This window comes from Vibrio sinaloensis (genome assembly GCF_023195835.1).
GTDB lineage: Bacteria > Pseudomonadota > Gammaproteobacteria > Enterobacterales > Vibrionaceae > Vibrio > Vibrio sinaloensis_C.
This window is the reverse complement of sequence record NZ_CP096199.1, coordinates 351241-373910: the sequence shown is the minus strand read 5'-3', so window position 1 is coordinate 373910 and position 22670 is coordinate 351241. Positions and strand designations below refer to the sequence as shown.

Below are 22670 nucleotides of genomic sequence, written 5' to 3'. Positions count from 1 at the left end.
GCTTACAATGCGTAGTGGCTGACACACAGCTGTTCGCTTAAGCCAATATGGAAACGTTGGGTTTGCCCATCGAGTGCCACCTCCAGCAGATACAGATCGTCTGCTTCGGGGTTGGCACTATCGGCATAGATAGGCGCTTCAATTTGAAACAGGGCACTGACATGATTATCGCGAACATCGATGGGTAGGTGATAAGTCATGCCATTAAATTTAACCGCCGCCGAGACCAACCCAGCCGCATACGTGGTGTAGTGCAAATCCACCATAAACTCACAGCCACCGCCGTGATGCCAGATTTGCTCCGTCGCAACATGATCGAGGCGCACGTGGCGGATAAACTGTAAGTACGGTACCTGCCACACCCCAATGCGTGAGTCACTCGGGTTATACGGACTCTGATCTAACGGGCACAACACGATCTCTTGCTCATCGAGTAGACTGTCTTGATCTTGCTCCAAAAACAGGATCTCAAATCGATTCCGACCACGCTGCAAATAAGGGCGAATATCTTTTTTATACACCGACTGAGATTGATCACAATCGAATACGGCCACCCCATTAATCCGGACTTCAGCGTAATAATCGACCCCAGCCATAACCAGCTCAACCGCAGGAAAAGCCAGCATCGACTCATCGACCTCAATGTCGTGCATAAGGTGCCATTCTTGCTGTGCAATGTCTGATTCTGAGAGCGTATCGGGCAATATCAGGCTCAACGGCGCAGGAAAGGTAATGTCATCTTGAGGAATTGATAAGTCCGTCAATGGAGAGAGTTGCCATAAGCCTGCCAGAGGGAGTTGCATAGTTTCAAACTTGTCCTAGATCAAAGTTGGACGATTATAAAGCGAGAAACAGGGCAAAAGCGAGGCGCAGATACAAAAATACCAGCCTTTTGGCTGGTATTCGAAGCAGATCGAGAGCGAAGATTACTCCTCGTCATCCTCTTCCTCTGGGTAGAGCGCATCTTCGCCTTCGTAGTAAGTGCCCCAGCCGTCGTAAATAATGTCGTATTTTTCAGCCAGGTGGACGAGTTTCTCTACTTGCGCATCAATGGCTTCGGCATTCAGTGCAGACTCCATAGTGGCATCACAGCACAGCAGTTTGTTGCCATCCTCGTCTTCCGTTTCCTCTGCTTCAAGCACTTCAAAACCCATTTTGAACGCTTCAACTACCGCTTTTTCTAGGGTGTTAAAGTCTTCGGCAAACAGGTGATGTTCAATTTCGTATAGAGCGTCCGGATCACTGCCATCTTCCAATAAAGCTTGAATGATATCGCGAGTATCTTCTTTTTGAATTTCAATTAACTCTTCAACCGATAGATATTCATCTTGTTGAGACATATGCCGTGCTCCAGATAATGACAAAAATGATCGTAACTTACAGCGGTGAAATATCGCATGGATCCAACGAAATTACTACCTGAAATAGGATCTCACGCCGATCTTTATCCTCTCAAGCTCAGTGACTTTAGCAGGATCGAGTTCACAACAATCAAAATTAACAATTTTTTATCAAAACAGGAATTCAGAACATTCTCTCTATTTAGCGATAGCCTGCAACGTCTGGTGTTTATGCGTTTTTATCTGCTTCGCGTGCATAACCGAATTTCGAATCTAATTGAATAAAACATGCACTATTTCGCCCAAGAGTGGCTGAATCTGCATAGCTATGCTGGTTTAAAGTCACAATCTGCACTCTCTGATGTCGCGGCAAACGAATAGCAACGCATCTCCCGCCCGTGCCAGCAAAAGATAAATATAGCAAATAACTTGCTTAAAACCATCAATAACAAAATTAAACACCAGTAAAAACCAAAAACTCAAATCATAGAACTACAAACCAGGGTTGCATCTTTATAACAATCTTGTCATAAATACGCGCAGGAAAAACAAGTAAGGACACAAAATGAGTAAGTTGTATGTAGGCTCAGAAGTTGGTCAGTTGAGACGTGTACTATTAAACCGCCCTGAGCGCGCCCTCACCCACCTCACCCCATCTAACTGTCACGATCTTCTGTTTGATGACGTGTTAGCCGTTGAAGCTGCAGGCGAGGAGCACGACAAGTTTGCACAAACCTTAACCGACCAAGGCGTCGAAGTTCTTCTTCTTCATGACTTACTGGTTGAAACCTTAGCGGTCGCTGAAGCAAAAGCTTGGCTGCTCGACACCCAAATCTCCGATTTCCGTTTTGGTCCAACCTTCGCCAGAGACTTACGTCACTACCTGTTCGAAATGGATAACGAGCATCTAGCCACCGTGTTGCTCGGTGGTTTAGCTTACTCCGAGTTGCCGATTCAATCAGCATCTATGCTGCCTCATATGCATCGACCACTCGACTTTGTTATCGAGCCTTTACCTAACCACCTGTTTACCCGCGATACCTCTTGCTGGGTGTATGGTGGTGTATCACTCAATCCAATGATGAAGCCAGCACGCCAAAGAGAAACCAACCATTTGCGCGCTATCTATCGTTGGCATCCGGTATTTGCAGGCCAAGACTTTATCAAGTATTTCGGTGATGAAGATCTTCATTATGATAATGCCAACATCGAAGGTGGCGATGTTCTGGTGATTGGTAAAGGGGCGGTATTGATTGGCATGTCCGAACGTACCACTGCGCAAGGTGTCGAAAACTTAGCCGCCAACCTGTTTAAGCATGGGCAGGCAAAACAAGTGATCGCGATTGAGCTACCAAAACACCGCTCATGTATGCACTTAGATACGGTGATGACCCATATGGATGTGGATACCTTCTCTGTGTATCCAGAAATTATGCGCAAAGATCTTAATACTTGGCGACTCACGCCGAAACAAGATGGTGAGATGAAGGTAGAAAAAGTGCCTAGCTTTATCCATTCCATCGAGCAAGCGCTCGAACTGGATTACTTAAAGATCATCACCACAGGCGGCGATAGCTACGAAGCAGAGCGCGAACAGTGGAACGATGCCAATAATGTACTGACAGTGAAACCTGGCGTCGTGATTGGTTACGAGCGTAATGTTTACACCAATGAGAAATACGACAAGGCAGGCATTGAAGTGTTGACTATTCCAGGTAACGAATTGGGACGTGGTCGCGGTGGCGCCCGCTGTATGAGCTGCCCTATCGAGCGCGATGGGATCTAGTTTCGAGTTTCGAGTTTCGAGTTTCGAGTTTCGAGAATTGCAACTTAAAGGATTGGCACAATGTGCCAATCCTTTTCTTTTAAATTCAGATAATTAAACTTAGATATTAGCCAGTGCTACCAGCAACTTTCGACTCGCTCATCACAAACTCCTCTAGAAGGACGAAGTCCGTTCTCGGAGCTAGATGCTCGCAAGGCGAAGCCCGCACTCCAAGCAAAGCGTTGTGTTGTTACTCAGTGCCACCAACTGTGATGGAATCGAGTTTAAGGGTTGGTTGACCTACGCCAACCGGCACACTTTGTCCTGCTTTTCCGCACACACCGACACCTCGGTCGATGCTTAAGTCATTACCGACCATAGAGACTTGCTGCATGGCTTCAATACCCGAACCGATCAAGGTTGCTCCTTTGACTGGGCGGGTGATCTTACCATCTTCAATCAGGTAGGCTTCAGAGGCAGAAAACACAAACTTGCCTGAAGTGATGTCCACTTGCCCGCCACCGAAGTTCGGTGCGTATAGGCCTTTTTTGACCGTGGAGATGATCTCTTCGGGCGTATGCTGGCCTGGCAACATATAGGTATTAGTCATACGTGGCATCGGCAAATGGGCATAGGATTCACGTCGGCCATTGCCCGTCGGTTTACCGCCCATAAGACGAGCATTGAGCTTGTCTTGCATGTACCCTTTCAACACACCGTTTTCAATCAAGGTGTTGTATTGGCCATTAACACCCTCATCGTCAACGTTCAACGAACCACGCAAGTCTTTTAGGGTGCCATCATCAACAATTGTACACAGATCAGAGGTGACCTTTTGCCCCACTTTGCCACTGAATACTGAAGACTCTTTACGATTGAAGTCCCCTTCTAGGCCATGGCCTACCGCTTCGTGCAACAATACACCCGGCCAACCTGAGCCGAGTACGACAGGCATCATACCCGCCGGAGCCGCATCGGCTTCAAGATTGACCAAAGCCATTCGAATCGCTTCATCGGCGAAGTGGTAGGCAACTTTGTTGCCGTCATCTTCACTGAGGAAGAAGTCGTAGCCAAAGCGACCACCACCACCTGCGCTACCACGCTCACGGCGCTCGCCTTTCTGCGCGAGCACGCTGATCGATAAACGAACCAGCGGACGAATATCGCCTGCATAAGTACCGTCGGTCGCGGCAACTAACATCTGCTCGTGTACACCACTCAAGCTAATTGACACTTCTTTGATTAACGGTTCTTTGGTACGAATATATGCATCTAGTTCTTTGAGCAGCCTTGTCTTTTGTTCTTTTTCCCAGCTTTCTAGTGGGTTGACGGCAGCGTAGTAATGCTGATTTTCATTGCGTTTGAACGCTTGAACGCAACCACTCTGACCTTGTTGGGCAATACCACGCGCTGCATGTGCACTCTGTTTGAGGCCTTCAAGTTGAATCTGATCTGAGTAGGCAAAACCGGTTTTCTCACCAGTCACAGCGCGTACCCCGACACCGCAATCTATATTGAACGAGCCATCTTTGATGATGCTGTCTTCCAACACGAGAGACTCGTGCCAGCTAGATTGAAAATAGATGTCAGCGTAGTCGACCTGACGGGTGGCAATGCTGGCGAGAGTGTCAGCGATCTCTTGTTCTCCCAGGCCAGCTGGTCTTAACAAAGCATCTTCTACTTGGTGGATTGTCATATATGTGCTCTTAATTTTGTTGTAACTGGTGACGGAAACGAGCGTGCTGCTGGACAGGCATCGCCACTCTCAACTCTTGTACTTGATTCAGTTCGATATCGACCAATAAATTGCCCGCTTCATCAGCCAATGATGCAACCACTTCGCCCCACGGAGAAACAACCATCGAGTGACCCCATGTCTCTCTGCCACATGGATGCGTTCCAACTTGATTGACCGCGATAATCCAGCTCTGGGTTTCAATCGCTCTGGCGCAAAGCAAGGTTTGCCAATGAGCTCGACCTGTTACCGCAGTGAAGGCCGCAGGGACTAAGATGACATTTACCCCTCGTTGCGCCAACTCACTATACAGTGTAGGAAAACGGACATCATAACAGATCGTAAAACCGAGGTGAGCGTAAGGGGTACAATAACTGACCACTTGATTACCTGGAGTAAAGGTTTCTGACTCACGGTAGCGCTGGTGACTATCGGCCACATCCACATCAAACATATGCAGTTTGTCATAGTGGCATACTAGCTCACCTTGAGGTGAATAGAGCAAACTGGTGGTGGTGACTTCCTGCCCACGACGAATCGGCATACTGCCAACCGCTAGCCACAACTGGTGCTCTTTAGCCATCTCAGACAAAGCGCGCTGTAGTGGACCATCATCAAGAGCCTCGGCGACGCTATGGTAGTCTTGACGCCCACCAAACACCAACGCGTTTTCCGGTGTCACCACCAATTGCACCTGCTGCGCAGCCAAGGCAGCCACTTGTTGACTTATATAGGCCAAGTTTTGCTGCGGATCTGGCCCCGACGTCATTTGAATCAAACCGACTCTTTCCATGTCTGCCATCCTTATTTCACTGACTCTCGAAGCTTTTCAGGCAACTTAAACTCCCCTCGACTGCGTGATAACTCTTTTACCTCTGGGTTATCAAGCGGCCCTTTGACTTCATAGTTTACTTGAGTAAACACCTCAACGACAGGAGAGATAACCGTGGTAATCGCCAATACATACAGTGCGGTTTGTGGCGTCACCGCAAACGCAGTAAGCACAGGGATGCCCGAGGTGATATCAGGAACAAAGTTCACTTCTGCATCGACGGTACGAGTGTTGAGGTTGGCGAGCCCTTTGATGGTCATTTCACCTGCGACAGCATCCATGTTGATGTCATTGGTCAAAAACACGCCGTTACGAATTGAACCGCTGCCAGTAATCGAGTTAAAGGCCATGCCTTTATCAAAGATGTCGCTAAAGTCGAGCTGCATTTTGCGAATAATAGAATCTAAACTGAATAGGCCGAGCAACTTAGCCGCACCGCTCACATCAGAGATCACCCCTTTACCGAGTTCTGTCGATACTTCACCACTCAAGGTATCGATGCGGCCAGACCAAGGTGAACCGTCCCAATCCACTTTAGCTTGAATATCAAACGGAGCGCGTTGAATTCCTGTTGTCACGCCAAAGCGTTCCATAATATCACTGTTGTTTTCACCGGAAATCGCCACATCAAATTGAGTACGGCTTTGGGTGTCATTCAGTTGCCACCAGCCTTTGATGTCCGCTCGGTTAGTGCCACTCTCAAAGGTCAATTTTTTCCACTCTAATTTGTCCCCTTGGCGCTGAAGATCGAGGTGAGTTTTACCCACTCGATACCCCTGCAGCCAAAAGTCATCTATTGTCAGCGTAATGTTCGGCACCTGTTGATGGAACTGGCGCTCAAAAGCACTGATCAGAGGTTTATTAGGGTCATCAACTTCAAACATGGCTCGGTCTTGATATTCCTCATCTAAGTGAGGGACGTAAACATGCAGCCGTTCCAGCGCCACGGACAAGTCATAAGGTTCTATGTAGCTTGCTTCCCCTTTTGCTTCTTGACTGTCGAGGTTTAGATACCAACCTAAGCCTTTTCTTCGAGCGGAGAACGCAACATCGTTCCAATCAATACCGGCCAATCGCAGCTCTTTACTGTTTATGTCAACCCGCTGAGGTAACGGAATTTCAGGGGTATTCATTGCCGCGACTATCGCTTGTGAGGGCCCTTGGTCAGCAGAGAGCATTTCGAGCCATTCATCAAGATCAAGCTTGGCCAAACGGATTTGTAAGTGATGCCCCACCACTGGGCTAATTTTAAAACTCCCTTTACCTAGGACTAAGTTGCTGTCTGTCAGCACTGGTGTGCTTGGACGAATATCAATTTCAGTCTGGTATTTAAAGTTAGGCAGTTGGACCCGCGCAGTGACGGTTTCCTGATTCCCAGACGCTTGCAGGCGGCCTTTGCCCGGCTTGCCCATCAACTTGTTGAGCGGTGAAGGTAAGTCACTACTCACTAACTTTAGATCTGCTTCGGTATCTATCTGGTAAGTAAAACCAATGTCATTGAGCTGAATATCGACATCCATTCGCCACGGTGCGTGACCATCCAGAGGCCCGAGCCAACGCTGGCCTAAATATGGCGTCAACGGCTTAATGTCCCAATCGCCAACCACATCGATCGCGACGCCATAACCTTGGGCAATGTTTTCGCCGTTGAAGTCGATAGCGACGGGTTGAGTAAGCAAGGTTGCGTCAATGCCAGCGGCGCTCACGACATCATTATCAAACTCAACCCGTCCTGAAACCTTTTCTAAGGTCATTGGTGGAGCATCAATGGTGACATGATTATTAACTAAGTCGGCATAACCCCATGCACGCGCTTCTTTATCGCCACTAAAGGGAATATCGAGTTGGAAGCGAGACTCGACTTGGCCATCGACTTGTACTGCCGTGAGTGCGGCACCAACCGAATCGACCAAAGGAGAGGCCGTCATATAATCACGTACTGCGTTGCCTTGTGCCACCGCTTGAGCTTCAATCTCAATATGCCCGTCTTCTGCTAACTCAGGAATGCGCCCGGTGATGCGTTTTGCGGTCACATCCATCAATGTGGCGCTGTGTGAATCGAGGTACATAGCATCGTTTTGGAAAAGCAAGTCCAGTTGCAAATCCGTAATTGGCGGCCAGGCGGTATCAAAACTGAACTTAGCTTGCTCTAGCCCAACCCATGCCTGAAACATGCCATCATTGCGTTGATAGGGAAAATCGCCCAACCTGCCATACCACAGCAGCTTGGCGGTGTTGACTTTACCCGCCTGAATCGCAGTACTCAGATAATCCGTTAGTTCTTGACCCAATGCCAGAGTAGGTAAGTAGCGCCACGTTTCTCCCGCATTATAGAGATCCGCTTCGGCGTAGAACGACAAGAATGGGCTTTTGTCTTGCTCAACATCCAAGCGAAATGCGCCTAGCACTTGCAAATCTGGGGTCGCAGCGGTCACTTTATCGGCCCATAAGGACCATCCCTGCTCATCCTGTTGCCAAACAAGATCAACTTGACCTTGCTTGATGCTTAACGGCGCTTGAAAGACATCACCATAAGGCAATAGATCATCAATCAAACTGACTTTCGCTTGCGCTTGTTGTAGGTCTCCATTTATCGACGCAGAAAGGTGGTGCACCTCTGGCAGTAGCTGCCACTGCGACATACTGCCTTGTGATAGCTGGGCGGAATAGTTGAGGTTTTGCCAATCATCAATAGCTGCGACTCGAATGTCTTCCAACCGGCCGCCAAGGTTGAGCTGTTCAAGCACTTCATTCGTTGCTTGAGATTGAGGCGCAAGCTTCATCAATGGCATCAATGCAGCGATGTCCAGTTGCGAGATATTTAGTCGCCAATGCTCAGGCTGCCAATCGAATGCAGCATCGAACTCGGGCCAAGCTTTCTCGTCAGTGTACACATTGAGTGAGTAAGCATTGACTTGCCAGCCTTGCTCTCTAGGTTCGAGCTCTAACACTCCAGATTCAATTAACAGTTCATGACGTTGACCCTGTTGCCAAATCAGCTCAGACGGCAGTAATTCAACATGAGCGCTGGTCGGCTGGTTACGCTCTAATGTCAACCAACTATTAAAATTTAACTGACCTTTCTCGATACCCATTTCCGTTTTAAAGTACTGACTTAACCAAGGTGTCACTCGTACATTCTGCGCAGAAACATAAAACTCACCGCTCACTTCTTGCAATGAACCATGATCAACGAAATTGGCCTTAACCTGTGCCGAGTTGATGTTAGTGTGCGCCAAGTTGACCTCACCATCGACAAAGTGACGACGCCCGTGGTTTTGCCAGTGCAAGCGGCTAATATCCAGCTCTCGCGGTGTACCGTCTACGCCAACAAAGTGCACTTGTGATTGGGTGAGAGAGAAGCGATCCAACTGACGCAGCAGCAATTGGTCTAGCTGCTCGATCACCGTTTTTTGCGCGCCTTGTGGATTGAGTTCTGGCGTTGCTGTGTCTTGAGTCCATTCAATTGAGCGGATGTCTAACTTAAGTTGGTGAATACTCAAGTCTGCCACGACAGGTTGACGCTCGAGTAGTGATTGCAACAGATCGAGCTCTATCTCCACATTTTGCGCCGAAAAATAGATGCCGCTACTTTCAGGGGTATCTGCCGCAACGCCGCGCAGCGAAATAGAGGGATGAGTATTACGCCAAAAACCGTGAATATCAGAAATCTCAAACTCAAGCCCAGTGCTTTGATTCACCCAAGCTTGAATTTGAGGTTGAAAATGATTGAGTTTGGGCAGAGCAATACGTAACCCAGTGACGGCCATGGCCAACAGGACCAGCACCGTCACTAGTAACCCAAGAAAAAATCGCGTTATGCGAGTAACCGTAGAGTTCACAACACGCCTTTACATCATCACAACGTCAAATTGCTCTTGAATATACAAAGGTTCAGCTTGAATTTTCACTTGCTTACTAATAAACACCTCCAGCTCCGCAAGGGCATGAGACTCTTCCCCTTGCAAAGCCTCTGCCACAGCTGGCGATGCATAGACGACAAACTTGTCGGCGTCGTAGGCGCGGTTGACTCGAGTGATTTCACGTAGGATTTCATAGCAAACCGACTCGACCGTTTTGACGCTACCTCGACCTTCACAAGTAGGACAGGTCGAGCACAAGACATGTTCAATGCTCTCTCGGGTGCGCTTACGAGTCATCTCAACCAGACCTAATTGAGTGAAACCATTGATGTTGGTCTTGACCCGATCTTTGTTCAGCGCTGACTCTAAAGAAGAGAGGACCCGATTGCGATGTTCATCCGACGCCATGTCAATAAAATCAATGATAATGATGCCACCAAGGTTGCGCAGGCGAAGTTGACGAGCGATCGCTTGGGTTGCTTCGATATTGGTATTGAAAATGGTCTCTTCGAGATTGCGACGACCGACAAACGCCCCCGTATTGATATCGACGGTGGTCATCGCTTCGGTTTGGTCGATGATCAAATAACCGCCCGATTTGAGCTCCACTTTACGCTCTAAGGAGCGTTGAATCTCGTTCTCGGTGTCGTACATATCAAAGATCGGCTTATCGCCTTCGTACAGCTCTAACTTATCGGTGAGCTCTGGTACGTATTCAGAGGTAAACTCTTTGAGGTTTTCGAACTCCTGACGCGAGTCGACCAAGATTTTATTTAGCTCAGTGCCGACAAAGTCACGTAAGATTCGCTGCGACAAACCAAGCTCACCATAAAGGGTCGAGCGGGTTTTGTACTTGCTGCGACGCTCTGTCACTTTTGACCATAGACGTTTAAGAAACGCCGCGTCTTGAGAGAGCTCTTTTTCATCAGCGCCTTCGGCGGCGGTGCGAATTATAAAGCCGCCGTTTTCGTCGCAGTAATGACCAACCACTTTTTTCAAGCGGTTGCGTTCCGCTTCGCTTTCAATACGTTGCGACACGCCAACGTGGCTCGCCCCTGGCATAAACACCAGATAGCGCGATGGCAAAGTGATGTCGGTGGTTAAGCGTGCCCCTTTGGTGCCCAGTGGGTCTTTGACCACTTGCACCACGATATCTTGTCCTTGGCGAACCAGTTCAGAGATATCGCGAACCTGAAACTGTTGCTTCTCGTTTTCTGCCACACACTCAGTGTGAGGCACAATATCGGAGGCGTGCAAAAACGCCGCTTTTTCTAGGCCAATATCAACAAATGCCGCTTGCATTCCCGGCAACACTCGGCTCACTTTGCCTTTGTAAATATTACCAACGATGCCACGCTTGGCTTCTCGTTCGACATGAATTTCTTGGAGGCTGCCCCCCTCAATCATGGCCACACGAGTCTCACTCGGGGTCACGTTAATCAACAACTCAGCACTCATGAGCGCACCTCAAAAATAATTATAAAAATTTGCGCAAGAGCTGGTCAGTTTCGTACAAAGGTAAGCCGACAACGGCGTAATAACTCCCTTCAATCCGGGTCACAAAACGTCCACCCAGACCTTGAATACCATAACTACCAGCTTTATCGCATGGCTCGCCCGTCTGCCAATATTGTTCTATTTCTTGCTCTGACAAGGGCTTAAACCAAACGTCTGTGGTCACAACCACAGTTTCTTGATTCTCTTGTGTGGCAACAGTCACCGCTGTCATCACTTGATGTGCTCGATTGGAAAGCATCAACAACATCTGTTTAGCATGCGCCAAGTCATCCGGCTTTTCCAATACCTTATCGTCACACACCACAATAGTATCTGAGCCAATCACGACGGCATCGGGTTCGAGCAAGACCGCCGCCATCGCTTTGTCTTTAGACAAACGCGCTACGTAGTCAAACGCACCTTCATTTGTCTGACGCTGTTCTTCCACATCGGTTTTGAGCACCGAAAAGGTGTAACCCAACTGAGTTAATAACTCTTTACGTCGCGGCGAACCAGACGCCAAAATCAAACACTGTTTCATTGTCTATCTTATATGCCAGTGGCGTCTCACTCGACGCATTAACAAAAACATCCATGGCCACAAAACACAGTTAATCAAACCGCTCCACAAAGAAACCGGATTGAAAGTGATATCTTGGATTAAGTACTCGCCACAGAAGATCAATACATCGAGTAACATCGACATCACGCCAATCAAGATGGCCTGCTGCCAAAGCGCCATATTGCGCACCACAAGGAAATTGAGCGCAACTAGATATATGACGATCGACATCATCATGCCGCGGATACCCAAGGTGGAGCCGAGCAGCAAATCCCACAACAAACCCAAGATCAAGGCAGACCCAACATTTACCCGATGCGGTAACGCTAACACCCAATAACAAGTGACCAGCAACAGCCAAGATGGGCGCATCAAATCGAGCACACCGGGCCAAGGGATGGTTTGCAGGGTCAATGCAATCAAAAACGACCCAAAAATGACAAATTTGCCCTTTAAAACACTATTGGCCATTACTGAGACTCCTGTTGATTGTCAGGTAACACTTGTTGAACTTTCTCCTGACGAGAGTCATTCGGCCATATCAATAGCAAATAACGTAAGCGTTCAAAATCGACCACCGGCTTCGCTTCAATCACCGCGAACTCGCGCGCGGTGTCACGCTCGACATTAGCAACATGCGCTACGGGAAAGCCTTCCGGGTATATCCCGCCTAACCCCGAGGTGACTAACAGGTCGCCCTGTTCAATATCGAGACTGATCGGAATATGGTCGAGGTTAATCAGATCCGTTTTACCACTCCCAGAGGCGATGACACGAATGTCATTACGAATCACCTGCACCGGAATCGCGCTCAGGCTATCGGTCAGCAGTAACACTCGGCTGTTGTGAGCAGAAACAAAGGTCACTTGGCCGACGATGCCTTTTTCATTTGCCACTGGTTGACCGACGTAAACACCGTCGATCTGCCCTTTATCAATCACCACTTGATGACGATAGGGCGAAGTATCGACCGCCATTACTTCGGTCACCACTTTGCGCTCGTCGCGAATAAATGATGATCCGAGCAGCTTACGCAATCTTTGGTTCTCTTCCCGGTACTGATCCAGCAACAATAAATCGTTTTTTAAGCGCAGTACTTCCCGTTTCAGTGTGCGGGTACTTTCCATGTAATCCTGACGGATATTGAAGCGTTCATAAGCCCCTTCAAACATCACTCGTGGAACGTCGGCCAGATACTGAATCGGCGCGACCAAGCTATTGAGAAAGTAACGTACTTGGGCAAACGCGCCTAAACGACTATCAGCCAGCATAAGGCTGGCTGATAGAATAACGGCAAAAAATAGACGTAACTGAAGTGAAGGTCCCCGGCCAAAAATCGGCTTCATAGAGTATGAGATCCTCTTACGGTTCTTGGCAGCGCCAAGAAGTTTCGATTATTCTTCGCTAAACAGATCGCCACCGTGCATGTCGATCATTTCAAGGGCTTTACCACCACCACGAGCGACACAGGTTAGTGGATCTTCAGCAATCACCACTGGGATGCCGGTTTCCTCTGTCAGAAGACGATCAAGATCTTTCAGTAGTGCACCGCCGCCAGTCAGTACCATACCGTTTTCTGAAATGTCAGACGCCAGTTCAGGCGGACACTGCTCGAGCGCGACCATTACCGCAGAGACGATGCCAGTTAGAGGCTCTTGCAGCGCTTCGAGAATTTCGTTTGAGTTGAGGCTAAAGCTGCGCGGCACACCTTCGGCTAGGTTACGACCACGCACTTCGATCTCTTCCACTTCATCACCAGGATAAGCTGAACCGATCTCGTGTTTGATCTTCTCCGCTGTCGCTTCACCAATCAAACTGCCGTAGTTACGGCGAACATAGTTGATGATCGCTTCATCAAAACGGTCACCACCGATACGCACCGACGATGAGTAAACCACACCGTTAAGTGAAATCACCGCCACTTCTGTTGTACCACCACCGATATCAACCACCATTGAACCGGTTGGCTCAGAAACACGCAGACCCGCACCAATTGCCGCCGCCATTGGCTCGTCAATCAAGTAAACTTCACGTGCGCCAGCGCCTAACGCCGATTCACGAATCGCGCGACGCTCAACTTGGGTCGAACCACAAGGCACACACACCAAAACGCGTGGGCTTGGTTTAAGAACGCTGTTGTCATGAACTTGCTTAATGAAGTGTTGCAACATTTTTTCGGTCACGTAAAAGTCAGCGATAACGCCATCTTTCATCGGACGAATTGCAGAGATGTTACCCGGAGTACGACCTAACATTTGTTTTGCAGCATGTCCGACTGCGGCGACACTTTTGCCGGCACGGTTACGGTCTTGACGGATGGCTACAACGGAAGGCTCGTCGAGGACAATGCCCTGTCCTTTAACGTAGATAAGAGTGTTGGCAGTACCTAAATCGATAGATAGGTCATTTGAAAATATGCCACGAAGTTTTTTGAACATATTCTTCGCTCGTCCTGAAAGAATTAGAAGATAGAAAATTGCACTAAATGTACCAATGCCTTGCCGCTACAGCAAGGCATTGAAGTGTAAACATGGGCTGAAACACGCAATTTCTAACAGATTCCTAACGATGGGCAAAAAAATAACAAAAATTACTGCCCAGTTAGCCCTGGCTCACCACGGAAGATGACCCGATCATTGCCGCGGAAAATGCCAAACGTGACCACAGCTGCTGGGTTTTCTTCGCCGCTTTGTGTCGGATCCCAGTTATACATCAACCACGCTTGTCCGTTGTTGCTACCGCTACAACTGGCAGAAGAGGCACTGCTGTCGAGTCTGAGCCAAAGCCGAACTTGCTCGCGTGTCGAGGTGGTTTGGCGAGCGCGCAAAGCTGATGAGAGACCAGAAGCAACTACGCCGGTATCACTCAAGCGAACATTGTCTTCAATCGCACCTGTTGTCGGCCACAGCACTTGGCGGCAAAAATGCTGACCATCAAATGCCGAGAAGCTGTCATTGGTATTGGTCGCAAATCGGCTACCGTTCCAGTACTCCACCAGCAAGGGCACGGTGAGCGGCGTACCTTCGACACCACCAACGTCCGAAAGATGATAACGGCCAAAGACTAAGCGAGGTTGGTCGTCAGGGAGCACTTGATTGTCGCTAGCCTCAGTATCGCTTGCCGCCAGTTTGAAACGAACGGGGTCATTAACTGTGGCAGGGAAAACATTCAGACTAACGTTCAGAGCAGCGCCAGCTAAATAGTTATAAGGCCCATCGGGCGCAAGGTCAGCGCGCTTCTGCCACACGATTTCATCACTATCCAAGCGCCATTGATGGCCTTGATAACTTGATTTAGCCGCCAGTTTGGTTACATCCGCATTGAGCAATCTATCTTGATTGTCAAAAGCAAACACCGCCTGTAAGTTGGAGCCAAACAAACCGTAGTTGGTCGCTTCTACGCCTTGACGGTTGTATGCCCCTACCCGAGCAGTGACACTTGCAAACGGCTGGTTCATGTAGGTAAAGTTTTGGTTTCCCGTGGCAAGCGCAGGATCATTCCAAGCATTTTGGTCAATTTTGAAATAGTCAGGGTAGAAGCGCCCGACCGACTGTGTAAAAGGATCGAGCGACATGTTGAGGTACGTGGCACCGGTTTCAATCTGTAATGTACCAACTTGCGACCAAGAGTGACGCACGGTTTTGCTCTCGCCATCGCTGGCGCTAAAGTTCCCAACATTGGGCGTTAATACGCCATTGTCACCCGAGGTGGGATAAAAGACGCTGTTACTCACGCTGATAGGCCCGTTATCGAGTGGGTAGTTACCCGTAACGGGATACGTGCATTGATCGCTTGCACCGTTACTTGAATCGCTGTGAACGATCGGCCGATAAGTCACATCGAACTCGCTGCCAGCACTGATAAAACCTGGACTTGCCGTGGTGGTCGCGGGGTTAATGATTGCCCCTGTCAAATCGACGATGTCGCACAGCGCAATCTTCCATGGCCGTGAGTAGACCTCAAATTCGCCTTTAAGCGCCCCACCTGGTGTAGGACAGCGCTCTTGATCACTACAATCAAAATTGGTGTCTTCGAGCGTGACCCTGATCTGTCCCGACTCTTTAAAGTTCATCTGGGCGCTGCGGTTGTTGTTATTGATCGCGGCGGAAAAAGCAAAGTCGTTGCTATCTATTGGAGCATTAAGCGGTCGCTGATAAACGAAGCTGGCTGTGGGATTTCCCGCGTAACCTAAGGTGATCAAGTTACCACCATCACAGGCTTCAACCCCAATTGGCACGGAGTGGTTTTTCCCCGCCACAACAAATTGGTCTTCCACTCGAAAGCGGTACGGAACATAGCGAATCACATCCGTGTCGGTGTAGGTGTTTCCGTCACTACTGAGCTGCGCAGCCAATGTATAATCACCGAGAACATTCGGCGTGGACGTACGCACCTGAAATTGAGCAATGCCGTTGCTCATACCACTCTCTCCCACTACAGGACGAATGGTTAGGTTACTCCCTGAGGCTTGCTGCAACGACGGTTGAAAGCCGCTCACCAAGTTGCCGTCACGATCTAAAACATGGACTTCGACAATATCTTGTGGGCTTGTTTCACACGTCAGGTGGTAGTTGTAGGGCTTGATCTCAATCCGGTCTACTGATGGCTGTGGAGGTAAATAACAACCGTTCGCTGACTTTGCTTTGATATAACTCTTGTCAGTTGCTCGAAAGTTAATCACTGGTGCTGTAATAGATCCTTGCATTTGAAAGCGGTCGACAACGTTTACGTCGAAACCCGCTGATGCCTGAGGAGAAATATAGATACTAGCACTAATACGGATATCGCTGCCGCGCTGTGGGTAAAACTGAGAGAGGTTACCATGCCCTATAAGTGACAAATTATTGTGGTCAAAACTGGTATCATCAACTTCGCTAGTTGACGCATTTATGTAAACACGACTATTTTGACTAAAATTGATTTGATTGTAGTGCAGTACTACTTTCCCTCTAACATACAGAGCAATGTCGTTGTTGTTGAAATTGAGTGCCTTAACCCAATATTCTCCCGCCTCAAGTGTTATCGAACTTCCATTGATACCAAACGACAAAGAGTTGTATAAGCCAGGAGATAGCACGACGTTCCCTCCATTAGGGGCTGTAACGTCTGAACCGTCATAATCGAATGCACTCGGTTGAGGTGGACCTGAAGGGAACAAACTTCGCGTGCGGTCAACTGTACACACATTACCTGCGTTGACACCATCATTATAAAGGCACCCATTATTACTATTCCCATTAACTTGTGAACTGGCAAAAGCCAAGGCTTGAGAACGGTTAAATTCATCAAGGTAGATACGGTTGCCTTCCCCACTACCACCTGAGATATTTAAATATCCGTCCCATTGTTCCCAACCAAAACCCGAGTTTAGATAACGATTTGTTTGCAGTGATTCCGGAAAATAGTCACAAAGATCCGGCAGGGGCGTGGGTGGTGGAGTAACAGACTGACTGCAATTAAGGGACGATGTCCCATCTCCAGACAGAAGCACTTTCTGAGGATGAATACCCTTTAGATCTGCATCGTAAGAACCCAGAAATTTAAACCCATTACCATCATCAACATAGTACTCAAACCACCCGACACTGCTACCGCTTGTCGCAGGATAAAACAAAAGCTCGACCCAGTAGCTTCCACCGAGTGCCATATAATTTGGATCCCTTACAAAGGGAGCGCCATCAATTGTGTCTGGCACGCTATCATCATTTGTCCAAATGGGAATCGAGCTGTTATTGTTACCTACTGCCTTGACTCCATAAAGAGACTCACCCAAGTTACTTGTTTGAATTGAAAAAGTGACTTTGAATTGCTCACTTGGATTGATCTGACACGAATTAGCATATGCGGGTAGCGCAAAGATAATCATCAAGCAGATAAACGCGACTAGATTGACGACTTTTTTACCCATAACTACTCCTTAACCCAAATTTGCTGACTGCGCACCACTTCTGACAACCCAGAGCCACAAGTGACTCGACTTTCGAGCAGGTAGAAGGTTTCTCCGTCAAGCGGTCCCTTTACATTACAGCTTAGTGCGACAGTGCGGCAACTGGCGACAGCATCGAGTAATTGATTGGCGCGAGTGATTAACTGTGCGGACACGCCGTCGGTCGCGCTATTTCCATCTGGGTCGCAATGCGCAGCAATGGCGCTGCTGGTTGAGTCAAGCGGGTAGAAAAGCGTCAGCGCCATTTCGTTGATCGAATGGCTCATGAGCCAAGCTTGTGTGCCCAGCACGTCTCGGGTGTGGGCGTCACTGTTAGACAGCTCGATCCGGCTCAACGCCGTCGCCAGCAGCCCCATCACCACTAAAACAAAAATCACCACTATGTAGAGGTTACCCTGCTGACGCTTAAGGAACATTGATCACCTGTATATCATGCTCAAAGTTGGTGGTTTCACCATTTTGACGAAAGGTTAAGTTAGCGTGAACCAAACCATTATTTTGTACGGTAGCGGGAACATAATTAAGCGAGCCAGACACAATAGCATCGGAGAGCGCCGCGCCATCTCTTTCTACTCGCCCTTGGCCAGCAACTTGGATGATGCAATAACTACGCTCTTGATTGCGGTCAAACATGTAGTAGCGCTTAGCGACCGACTGACTTTCGATCCGGCTGGCCTGATTCACTAAAGCAAACACTTGGTTGGCACGCGCGGTGACTAGGCCATTGAGCGCGATGGAATCATCTTGGACGTTCAAGTTAGCAGTTGGGTTAATGATCAGTGAAAGGTCATCAAAGCTGCTGGCATCTAGCCCATCGCGCTGACCAACAATAAACTCAACATCATTGCCCGAAATTGCATAAAAGCCTGAGTAAATGATCGGATAGAAGTAGACACAGTTGTCTTCACTACGAAACACATTAGGCACCGCATGACGCACTTCACGCGACATTTTCTCTAGCACAAACTTAGCCTGCGTTTGTAAACGCTGACGATCAACGCTATCGACATAACCGCGCGCACCCAGCTCAACAAAGCCAGCAATTCCGAGCACCAAGATCCCTCCCACCACTATAGTGAGGATCATCTCGATCAAGGTAAAACCGCGTTGCTGCATCAATAGTTTCCTCGATACCCCACCAAGCGAATGGCGGGTTGATTGCTCGCCGCGATGGTCAAGGTCACTTGTTTTAGAGTGGCTCCTGCCCCATTGGCGTATTGCACCGCAATGTCCAAACGGAAGTTGGCATAGCTGCTACCGCCATCTGCCAGCAGCGCGTTTAGGTCTCGGCAGCCGTTGGTGGCTCCGGGGGTCCAGCAGCCGATAAAGTCATCAACATCATCGTATTGCAATGGGTTAGCCACGGTTTCTCCTCGGTCACTATCAATACCGAGCACGCGGCTACTGCTGCCAAACCCTGAACACTGTGTTGAGCCAAGGTCGAGCGAAGAGCAGCGCACCCGCCCCCCCTGAAAGTCACTATGATGGTCAAAGCCACGAGCAAGGATTTGCGTCATCACACTTTGCCCAAGAGCCGCAACGCGAGTTTGGTAATGGGGGTCCGCTGAGCGGGCGATTTGCGGCGCAAGAAAGTTCACTATAGTGATCATGGCTAATCCCATAATCACAATCACAATCACGCTTTCGATTAGGGTAAAACCGCAAGAGATCGATCGCTTTGATTTCACTAGCTGCAGCCTCCTGAAGAAACATAACCATTGCGTTCAATCGTTACGCGACAGGTTGAACTGGCCGCTCGGATATCAACCGTCACCGCTTGGTTAGGTTCTCCGAGCAAGTCAAACTCCAAACACGCGGTCTGCGGGGAAAAAGTGACCCCTTCTAGCGCGACCCAGTCACTGCGCTGGGCGCTGGCTTGGTTGCAACCGGCGACAGAACCCAGACAGTTGGCGCTAACGCTGAGCGCCGTATTGCTATCTGACGCGCAACTGCTGGCACTGTTGGATTGCATGCGCGTCACTTGAACTTGGCGAATAACCGAGATCACCTGCTCTTGGGCAACAAACGCAGAGAAGCTGTCGCGGCCAATAAAACGACTCGCAGCATATAGCGAGACAATCGCCACTAAAATGATCACCACGATCAGTTCCACTAAGGTAAACCCTAAGCTCTTTGCACGCGCCATACGACTCTTTATCGATTTAAAACACTCAAGTAAGTATAACTGAACCCAGTTGATCGCTGTTGTTTTTTAAGGAAATTTGAGAAGAGGCAAGAAGGAAGAATCTGGAAAAGAAAAAAGGCCAGCAATGCTGGCCTGATAGCGAATAAACTTAGCAACCGCTATTAGTTACCGTAGCACTGTAGGTTGCTGTCGCCGCAGATGATGCACGTCCAGTATATTTAACGTAACAATTGCCACTGGTAATTGTTGTAGCTGATGAACCTGAAATAGCTTCATCATAAAACGTCACATAATATCCGTCAGTTGCTGCAATTTTACTCCAATCATTAGTATTCAAACCTACGACAGCTGTACCAATTCCTGCATCGCTTGCAGCAGGGTAGCCATAAGCCGTCGCAATACCATCAACCGTACTTGTATCCTTGTTTTCATCACCTTGTATCGCAGCTTTGCCATACACAATTCCAGCCGCACCATCAATGGCACCTTTCAAACCTTGTAGAGATGATTTACGCGCATCATTTTGCAAGTTCAAAAAGCGCGGTGCTGCTGTAACAGCCAAAATACCTAAAATTACAATCACCACGACCAGTTCGATTAGGGTGAAACCGCCTTGTCTTTTCATATTACACTCTCTCTATTTGACTATGTGCAGCGCTACTGCAGCGTTACGGTCACACGACCTGTCTCTATTTGATACACAAACTGATGATTGCTGTTGCCCTCTTTTTGTACATAGGTACAGGTTGAGTTATTGCTATCAGCTTGCGCGGTATATTTGATATTGCTATCGGTAGCTGCAGCAGAAATCGTGCCGACTTTGGGCGGATTTTGCAGCAGATTATCCATAAGATCGATGCACGCTTGATCAGTCAGCGTGGTCGGGAAACTGGTGTCATCATTGTTAAGTGCAAAAGGGTAACCATCGCGAAAATTACCACCGGTTTGAGCACTACTGGTCAGCCAAAATTTGACCCCGTCATAGTTTACCGTATTGCGCCTTACTGAGTTTATTAAGCGAGATGGGCGTGCTTCCGCTTCCCACTGGGCGCGCGCAGAGAGGACACCGGTGGCAAATCCACCCGCGACACCCTCAATACTGGCTTTCTTTGCTTCATCGGTGACATCGAGAAAACGAGGCAGCGCAGCAACAGCCAGCAATCCCACCACGACAATCACCACCACCAACTCAACCAGAGTAAAACCCGTTTGCGTTTTTTTCATTGTTTAAACCTGTCTATAACTGAGCCGTATTATACGGACATTCTCCACTTTCACTACCTGTTGTATGTCAAAAAAACTACTGAATTAAAAATCCAACTTGGGCAGAGAAATTATTCTGAATCAAACTGATAGCAATAAATCGATCCTGACTATAACGATAGATACAACGATAATCCCTCGCTATTGATTCATTATCAATAGCGAGCGGTTGATGACCCAACAACTCTTCATCGGGATAGAGTATCGCTAGCCAATATTGGCAATCGACACGCTGCTGGTTGTTCAACGGCGTCACCCACCCTTTATCAGTGTAGTTGAGCTCGAGACCAGCAATCTCTAGCGAGTTCGCTTTCCTTGCCAACAACCACTGCTGTTTATAAAAACTCGCCCGTTCGTTAATCCGCTGACTAGCGAGCTGCAGCGCCGAGCGGTTAGCCTGTTGTTCGACCGCACGCCAGGACAATAAAAAACTGGCCACTAGTGAGATCAGTAGTAACACCCCAATAGCCAAGCGTGACAACTCAAGCCTACTATCCCTTGATGGCATCGAGCATTCCCCACATCGGCAAGAAGATGCCCAAGGCTAAGATCAACACCATGCCGGCGACAATCACCAGCAAGATCGGTTCAATGCGCGCGGTCAGTGTCTTGAGATCATAATCCACTTCGCGATCATAAAAATCCGATACTTCGAGGAGCAGTTCATCGATTCGCCCCGTCTCTTCACCGACAGAGATCATTTGGATCACTAAAGGGGTAAATACACCACTATTGATTGCCGTCGATGAGATAGTTCCCCCCGCTTCAATCGAAGCTTTCATCTCCATCAGGCGGTTTTCGAGAAACTTGTTGCCGAGCGCCTCTGCGGACAAAGCCAACGATTGATTGAGCGGCACCCCCGCCTTGAGCATTAACGCAAACGTGCGTGAAAAGCGTGACAGCTGCGCTCTATTGACCAACTCACCCACTACCGGCATACGCAAACGGAATTTGTCCCATGTTTCTCGACCTGCTGCGGTGTTTATCCACGCCCGAAAACCAAACAACCCGGCGACAATCGCCGCCACCATCATCAGCCAATAGTTAACAAAGAACTCTGAAGTGGTGATCAGGATCCTGGTTGGCAGCGGTAACTCAACCCCAAAGCGGGCGAACATACTGGAAAACTGAGGAATCACTTTAACATTAAGGACAAACAGCGCGACCACAATAAAGCTGATCACAAACGTTGGGTAACGCATCGCGGTTTTGATCCGTTTGCGAGTTTCGACCTCTTGTTCATAGTAACCCGCCAGTTGCAATAGCGCCTGATCAAGACGACCCGTGTTTTCACCCACATGGATCATCGAGACAAACAGCGGACTGAACACTTTGGGAAACATCTGCATCGAACTCGACAAACTGCGACCGTTGGTCAACTCTTGAGTCACGTTTTCCAACGCCTCTTGCAGCTGTTTATTGGTACTATTCTGACTCAAGCCTTTCATCGAACGCAGCAGTGGCACCCCGGCCTTAGTCAAGCTGTACAACTGCCGGCAAAAGATCACCAACACCTCAAGTGGCACTGCAGGTGTGAACAAGGTTTTAATATCGACACCCAAACGACTGCTCTGGTCCGCGATCTCAATCGATACAGGAATGATGCCTTTATTCATCAACTGTTCGACCACTGCCTCTTGCGTTGGCGCATCAATGGCACCGGATGTGGCGGCTCCATCGGCATGTCGGCCTTGATAGTTAAACGTCGGCATAGCTCACC

20 protein-coding genes are annotated in these 22670 nt (G+C 48.6%); 1 reads left to right on the top strand and 19 read right to left on the bottom strand.

Annotated elements, in window-relative coordinates:
* Positions 1 to 2: 2 nt before the first annotated feature.
* Positions 3 to 803, bottom strand: a complete 801-nt coding sequence (locus MTO69_RS01795; RefSeq protein WP_248330590.1) for a glycosyl hydrolase 2 galactose-binding domain-containing protein — start codon at positions 801 to 803, stop codon at positions 3 to 5.
* Positions 804 to 926: 123 nt separating this feature from the next.
* The gene (gene rraB / locus MTO69_RS01790) at positions 927 to 1340 is read right to left on the bottom strand and encodes a ribonuclease E inhibitor RraB (protein WP_248330588.1); all 414 of its coding nucleotides are present in this window, start codon (positions 1338 to 1340) and stop codon (positions 927 to 929) included.
* A gap of 565 nt (positions 1341 to 1905) precedes the next feature.
* On the opposite strand from rraB, the gene arcA reads away from it, so the two are divergent.
* Positions 1906 to 3126 carry an arginine deiminase gene (arcA, locus tag MTO69_RS01785; RefSeq protein WP_248330586.1) on the top strand — a complete coding sequence of 407 codons (1221 nt, stop codon included), beginning with the start codon at positions 1906 to 1908 and terminating at the stop codon, positions 3124 to 3126.
* A 229-nt stretch (positions 3127 to 3355) separates the two neighbouring features.
* Here the strand turns inward: arcA and tldD are convergent, their stop codons facing one another.
* The 17 genes from tldD to MTO69_RS01700 all read right to left on the bottom strand — a co-directional run bounded on the left by tldD (position 3356) and on the right by MTO69_RS01700 (position 22662).
* Positions 3356 to 4801, bottom strand: coding sequence for a metalloprotease TldD (gene tldD, locus MTO69_RS01780; protein ID WP_248330584.1), 1446 nt, complete (start codon positions 4799 to 4801; stop codon positions 3356 to 3358).
* Between the two features lie 10 nt (positions 4802 to 4811).
* Positions 4812 to 5633 (bottom strand): carbon-nitrogen hydrolase family protein, encoded by an 822-nt coding sequence (locus MTO69_RS01775; protein WP_248330582.1) that lies wholly within the window; start codon positions 5631 to 5633, stop codon positions 4812 to 4814.
* Between the two features lie 11 nt (positions 5634 to 5644).
* Positions 5645 to 9514 (bottom strand): YhdP family protein, encoded by a 3870-nt coding sequence (locus MTO69_RS01770; protein WP_248330580.1) that lies wholly within the window; start codon positions 9512 to 9514, stop codon positions 5645 to 5647.
* Between the two features lie 9 nt (positions 9515 to 9523).
* Entirely contained in the window at positions 9524 to 10993 is a 1470-nt protein-coding gene (gene rng / locus MTO69_RS01765) for a ribonuclease G (protein WP_248330578.1), read from the bottom strand.
* A gap of 19 nt (positions 10994 to 11012) precedes the next feature.
* Positions 11013 to 11573, bottom strand: coding sequence for a Maf family protein (locus MTO69_RS01760; RefSeq protein WP_248330576.1), 561 nt, complete (start codon positions 11571 to 11573; stop codon positions 11013 to 11015).
* Positions 11574 to 11576: 3 nt separating this feature from the next.
* A complete protein-coding gene (gene mreD, locus MTO69_RS01755; protein ID WP_248330574.1) occupies positions 11577 to 12065 on the bottom strand; it encodes a rod shape-determining protein MreD in 489 nt (162 codons plus the stop codon).
* Positions 12065 to 12940, bottom strand: coding sequence for a rod shape-determining protein MreC (gene mreC / locus MTO69_RS01750; protein ID WP_248330572.1), 876 nt, complete (start codon positions 12938 to 12940; stop codon positions 12065 to 12067). Before mreC ends, mreD begins: the two co-directional genes overlap by 1 nt.
* 48 nt (positions 12941 to 12988) lie before the next feature.
* Positions 12989 to 14032 (bottom strand): rod shape-determining protein, encoded by a 1044-nt coding sequence (locus tag MTO69_RS01745; protein WP_004747218.1) that lies wholly within the window; start codon positions 14030 to 14032, stop codon positions 12989 to 12991.
* A 152-nt stretch (positions 14033 to 14184) separates the two neighbouring features.
* Entirely contained in the window at positions 14185 to 17502 is a 3318-nt protein-coding gene (locus MTO69_RS01740; protein ID WP_248330570.1) for a DUF6701 domain-containing protein, read from the bottom strand.
* Positions 17503 to 17504: 2 nt separating this feature from the next.
* Positions 17505 to 17957, bottom strand: coding sequence for an MSHA biogenesis protein MshP (locus MTO69_RS01735; protein ID WP_248330568.1), 453 nt, complete (start codon positions 17955 to 17957; stop codon positions 17505 to 17507).
* A complete protein-coding gene (locus tag MTO69_RS01730; protein ID WP_248330566.1) occupies positions 17947 to 18657 on the bottom strand; it encodes a PilW family protein in 711 nt (236 codons plus the stop codon). Before MTO69_RS01730 ends, MTO69_RS01735 begins: the two co-directional genes overlap by 11 nt.
* Complete coding sequence (locus tag MTO69_RS01725) at positions 18657 to 19229, bottom strand: type IV pilus modification PilV family protein (RefSeq protein WP_248330564.1); 573 nt, start codon at positions 19227 to 19229, stop codon at positions 18657 to 18659. The genes MTO69_RS01730 and MTO69_RS01725 overlap by 1 nt, the downstream gene beginning before the upstream one ends.
* Positions 19229 to 19687 (bottom strand): prepilin-type N-terminal cleavage/methylation domain-containing protein, encoded by a 459-nt coding sequence (locus MTO69_RS01720; protein ID WP_248330563.1) that lies wholly within the window; start codon positions 19685 to 19687, stop codon positions 19229 to 19231. Before MTO69_RS01720 ends, MTO69_RS01725 begins: the two co-directional genes overlap by 1 nt.
* 148 nt (positions 19688 to 19835) lie before the next feature.
* A complete protein-coding gene (locus MTO69_RS01715; protein ID WP_248330561.1) occupies positions 19836 to 20312 on the bottom strand; it encodes a prepilin-type N-terminal cleavage/methylation domain-containing protein in 477 nt (158 codons plus the stop codon).
* Positions 20313 to 20344: 32 nt separating this feature from the next.
* The gene (locus MTO69_RS01710) at positions 20345 to 20911 is read right to left on the bottom strand and encodes a prepilin-type N-terminal cleavage/methylation domain-containing protein (RefSeq protein ID WP_248330559.1); all 567 of its coding nucleotides are present in this window, start codon (positions 20909 to 20911) and stop codon (positions 20345 to 20347) included.
* A 76-nt stretch (positions 20912 to 20987) separates the two neighbouring features.
* The gene (locus MTO69_RS01705; RefSeq protein WP_248330557.1) at positions 20988 to 21458 is read right to left on the bottom strand and encodes an MSHA biogenesis protein MshF; all 471 of its coding nucleotides are present in this window, start codon (positions 21456 to 21458) and stop codon (positions 20988 to 20990) included.
* Positions 21442 to 22662 carry a type II secretion system F family protein gene (locus MTO69_RS01700; RefSeq protein ID WP_248330555.1) on the bottom strand — a complete coding sequence of 407 codons (1221 nt, stop codon included), beginning with the start codon at positions 22660 to 22662 and terminating at the stop codon, positions 21442 to 21444. The genes MTO69_RS01705 and MTO69_RS01700 overlap by 17 nt, the downstream gene beginning before the upstream one ends.
* Between the last annotated feature and the right edge of the window lie 8 nt (positions 22663 to 22670).

Bases quoted from the DNA above. Each gene is read 5' to 3' on its own strand.
- MTO69_RS01740 (WP_248330570.1), bottom strand. From the start codon at position 17,502: ATGGGTAAAAAAGTCGTCAATCTAGTCGCGTTTATCTGCTTGATGATT.
- arcA (WP_248330586.1), top strand. From the start codon at position 1,906: ATGAGTAAGTTGTATGTAGGCTCAGAAGTTGGTCAGTTGAGACGTGTA.
- MTO69_RS01700 (WP_248330555.1), bottom strand. From the start codon at position 22,662: ATGCCGACGTTTAACTATCAAGGCCGACATGCCGATGGAGCCGCCACA.
- tldD (WP_248330584.1), bottom strand. From the start codon at position 4,801: ATGACAATCCACCAAGTAGAAGATGCTTTGTTAAGACCAGCTGGCCTG.
- MTO69_RS01735 (WP_248330568.1), bottom strand. From the start codon at position 17,957: ATGTTCCTTAAGCGTCAGCAGGGTAACCTCTACATAGTGGTGATTTTT.
- MTO69_RS01730 (WP_248330566.1), bottom strand. From the start codon at position 18,657: ATGCAGCAACGCGGTTTTACCTTGATCGAGATGATCCTCACTATAGTG.
- rraB (WP_248330588.1), bottom strand. From the start codon at position 1,340: ATGTCTCAACAAGATGAATATCTATCGGTTGAAGAGTTAATTGAAATT.
- MTO69_RS01720 (WP_248330563.1), bottom strand. From the start codon at position 19,687: ATGGCGCGTGCAAAGAGCTTAGGGTTTACCTTAGTGGAACTGATCGTG.
- MTO69_RS01705 (WP_248330557.1), bottom strand. From the start codon at position 21,458: ATGCCATCAAGGGATAGTAGGCTTGAGTTGTCACGCTTGGCTATTGGG.
- MTO69_RS01775 (WP_248330582.1), bottom strand. From the start codon at position 5,633: ATGGAAAGAGTCGGTTTGATTCAAATGACGTCGGGGCCAGATCCGCAG.
- mreD (WP_248330574.1), bottom strand. From the start codon at position 12,065: ATGGCCAATAGTGTTTTAAAGGGCAAATTTGTCATTTTTGGGTCGTTT.
- rng (WP_248330578.1), bottom strand. From the start codon at position 10,993: ATGAGTGCTGAGTTGTTGATTAACGTGACCCCGAGTGAGACTCGTGTG.
- MTO69_RS01795 (WP_248330590.1), bottom strand. From the start codon at position 803: ATGCAACTCCCTCTGGCAGGCTTATGGCAACTCTCTCCATTGACGGAC.
- MTO69_RS01745 (WP_004747218.1), bottom strand. From the start codon at position 14,032: ATGTTCAAAAAACTTCGTGGCATATTTTCAAATGACCTATCTATCGAT.
- mreC (WP_248330572.1), bottom strand. From the start codon at position 12,940: ATGAAGCCGATTTTTGGCCGGGGACCTTCACTTCAGTTACGTCTATTT.
- MTO69_RS01710 (WP_248330559.1), bottom strand. From the start codon at position 20,911: ATGAAAAAAACGCAAACGGGTTTTACTCTGGTTGAGTTGGTGGTGGTG.
- MTO69_RS01760 (WP_248330576.1), bottom strand. From the start codon at position 11,573: ATGAAACAGTGTTTGATTTTGGCGTCTGGTTCGCCGCGACGTAAAGAG.
- MTO69_RS01715 (WP_248330561.1), bottom strand. From the start codon at position 20,312: ATGAAAAGACAAGGCGGTTTCACCCTAATCGAACTGGTCGTGGTGATT.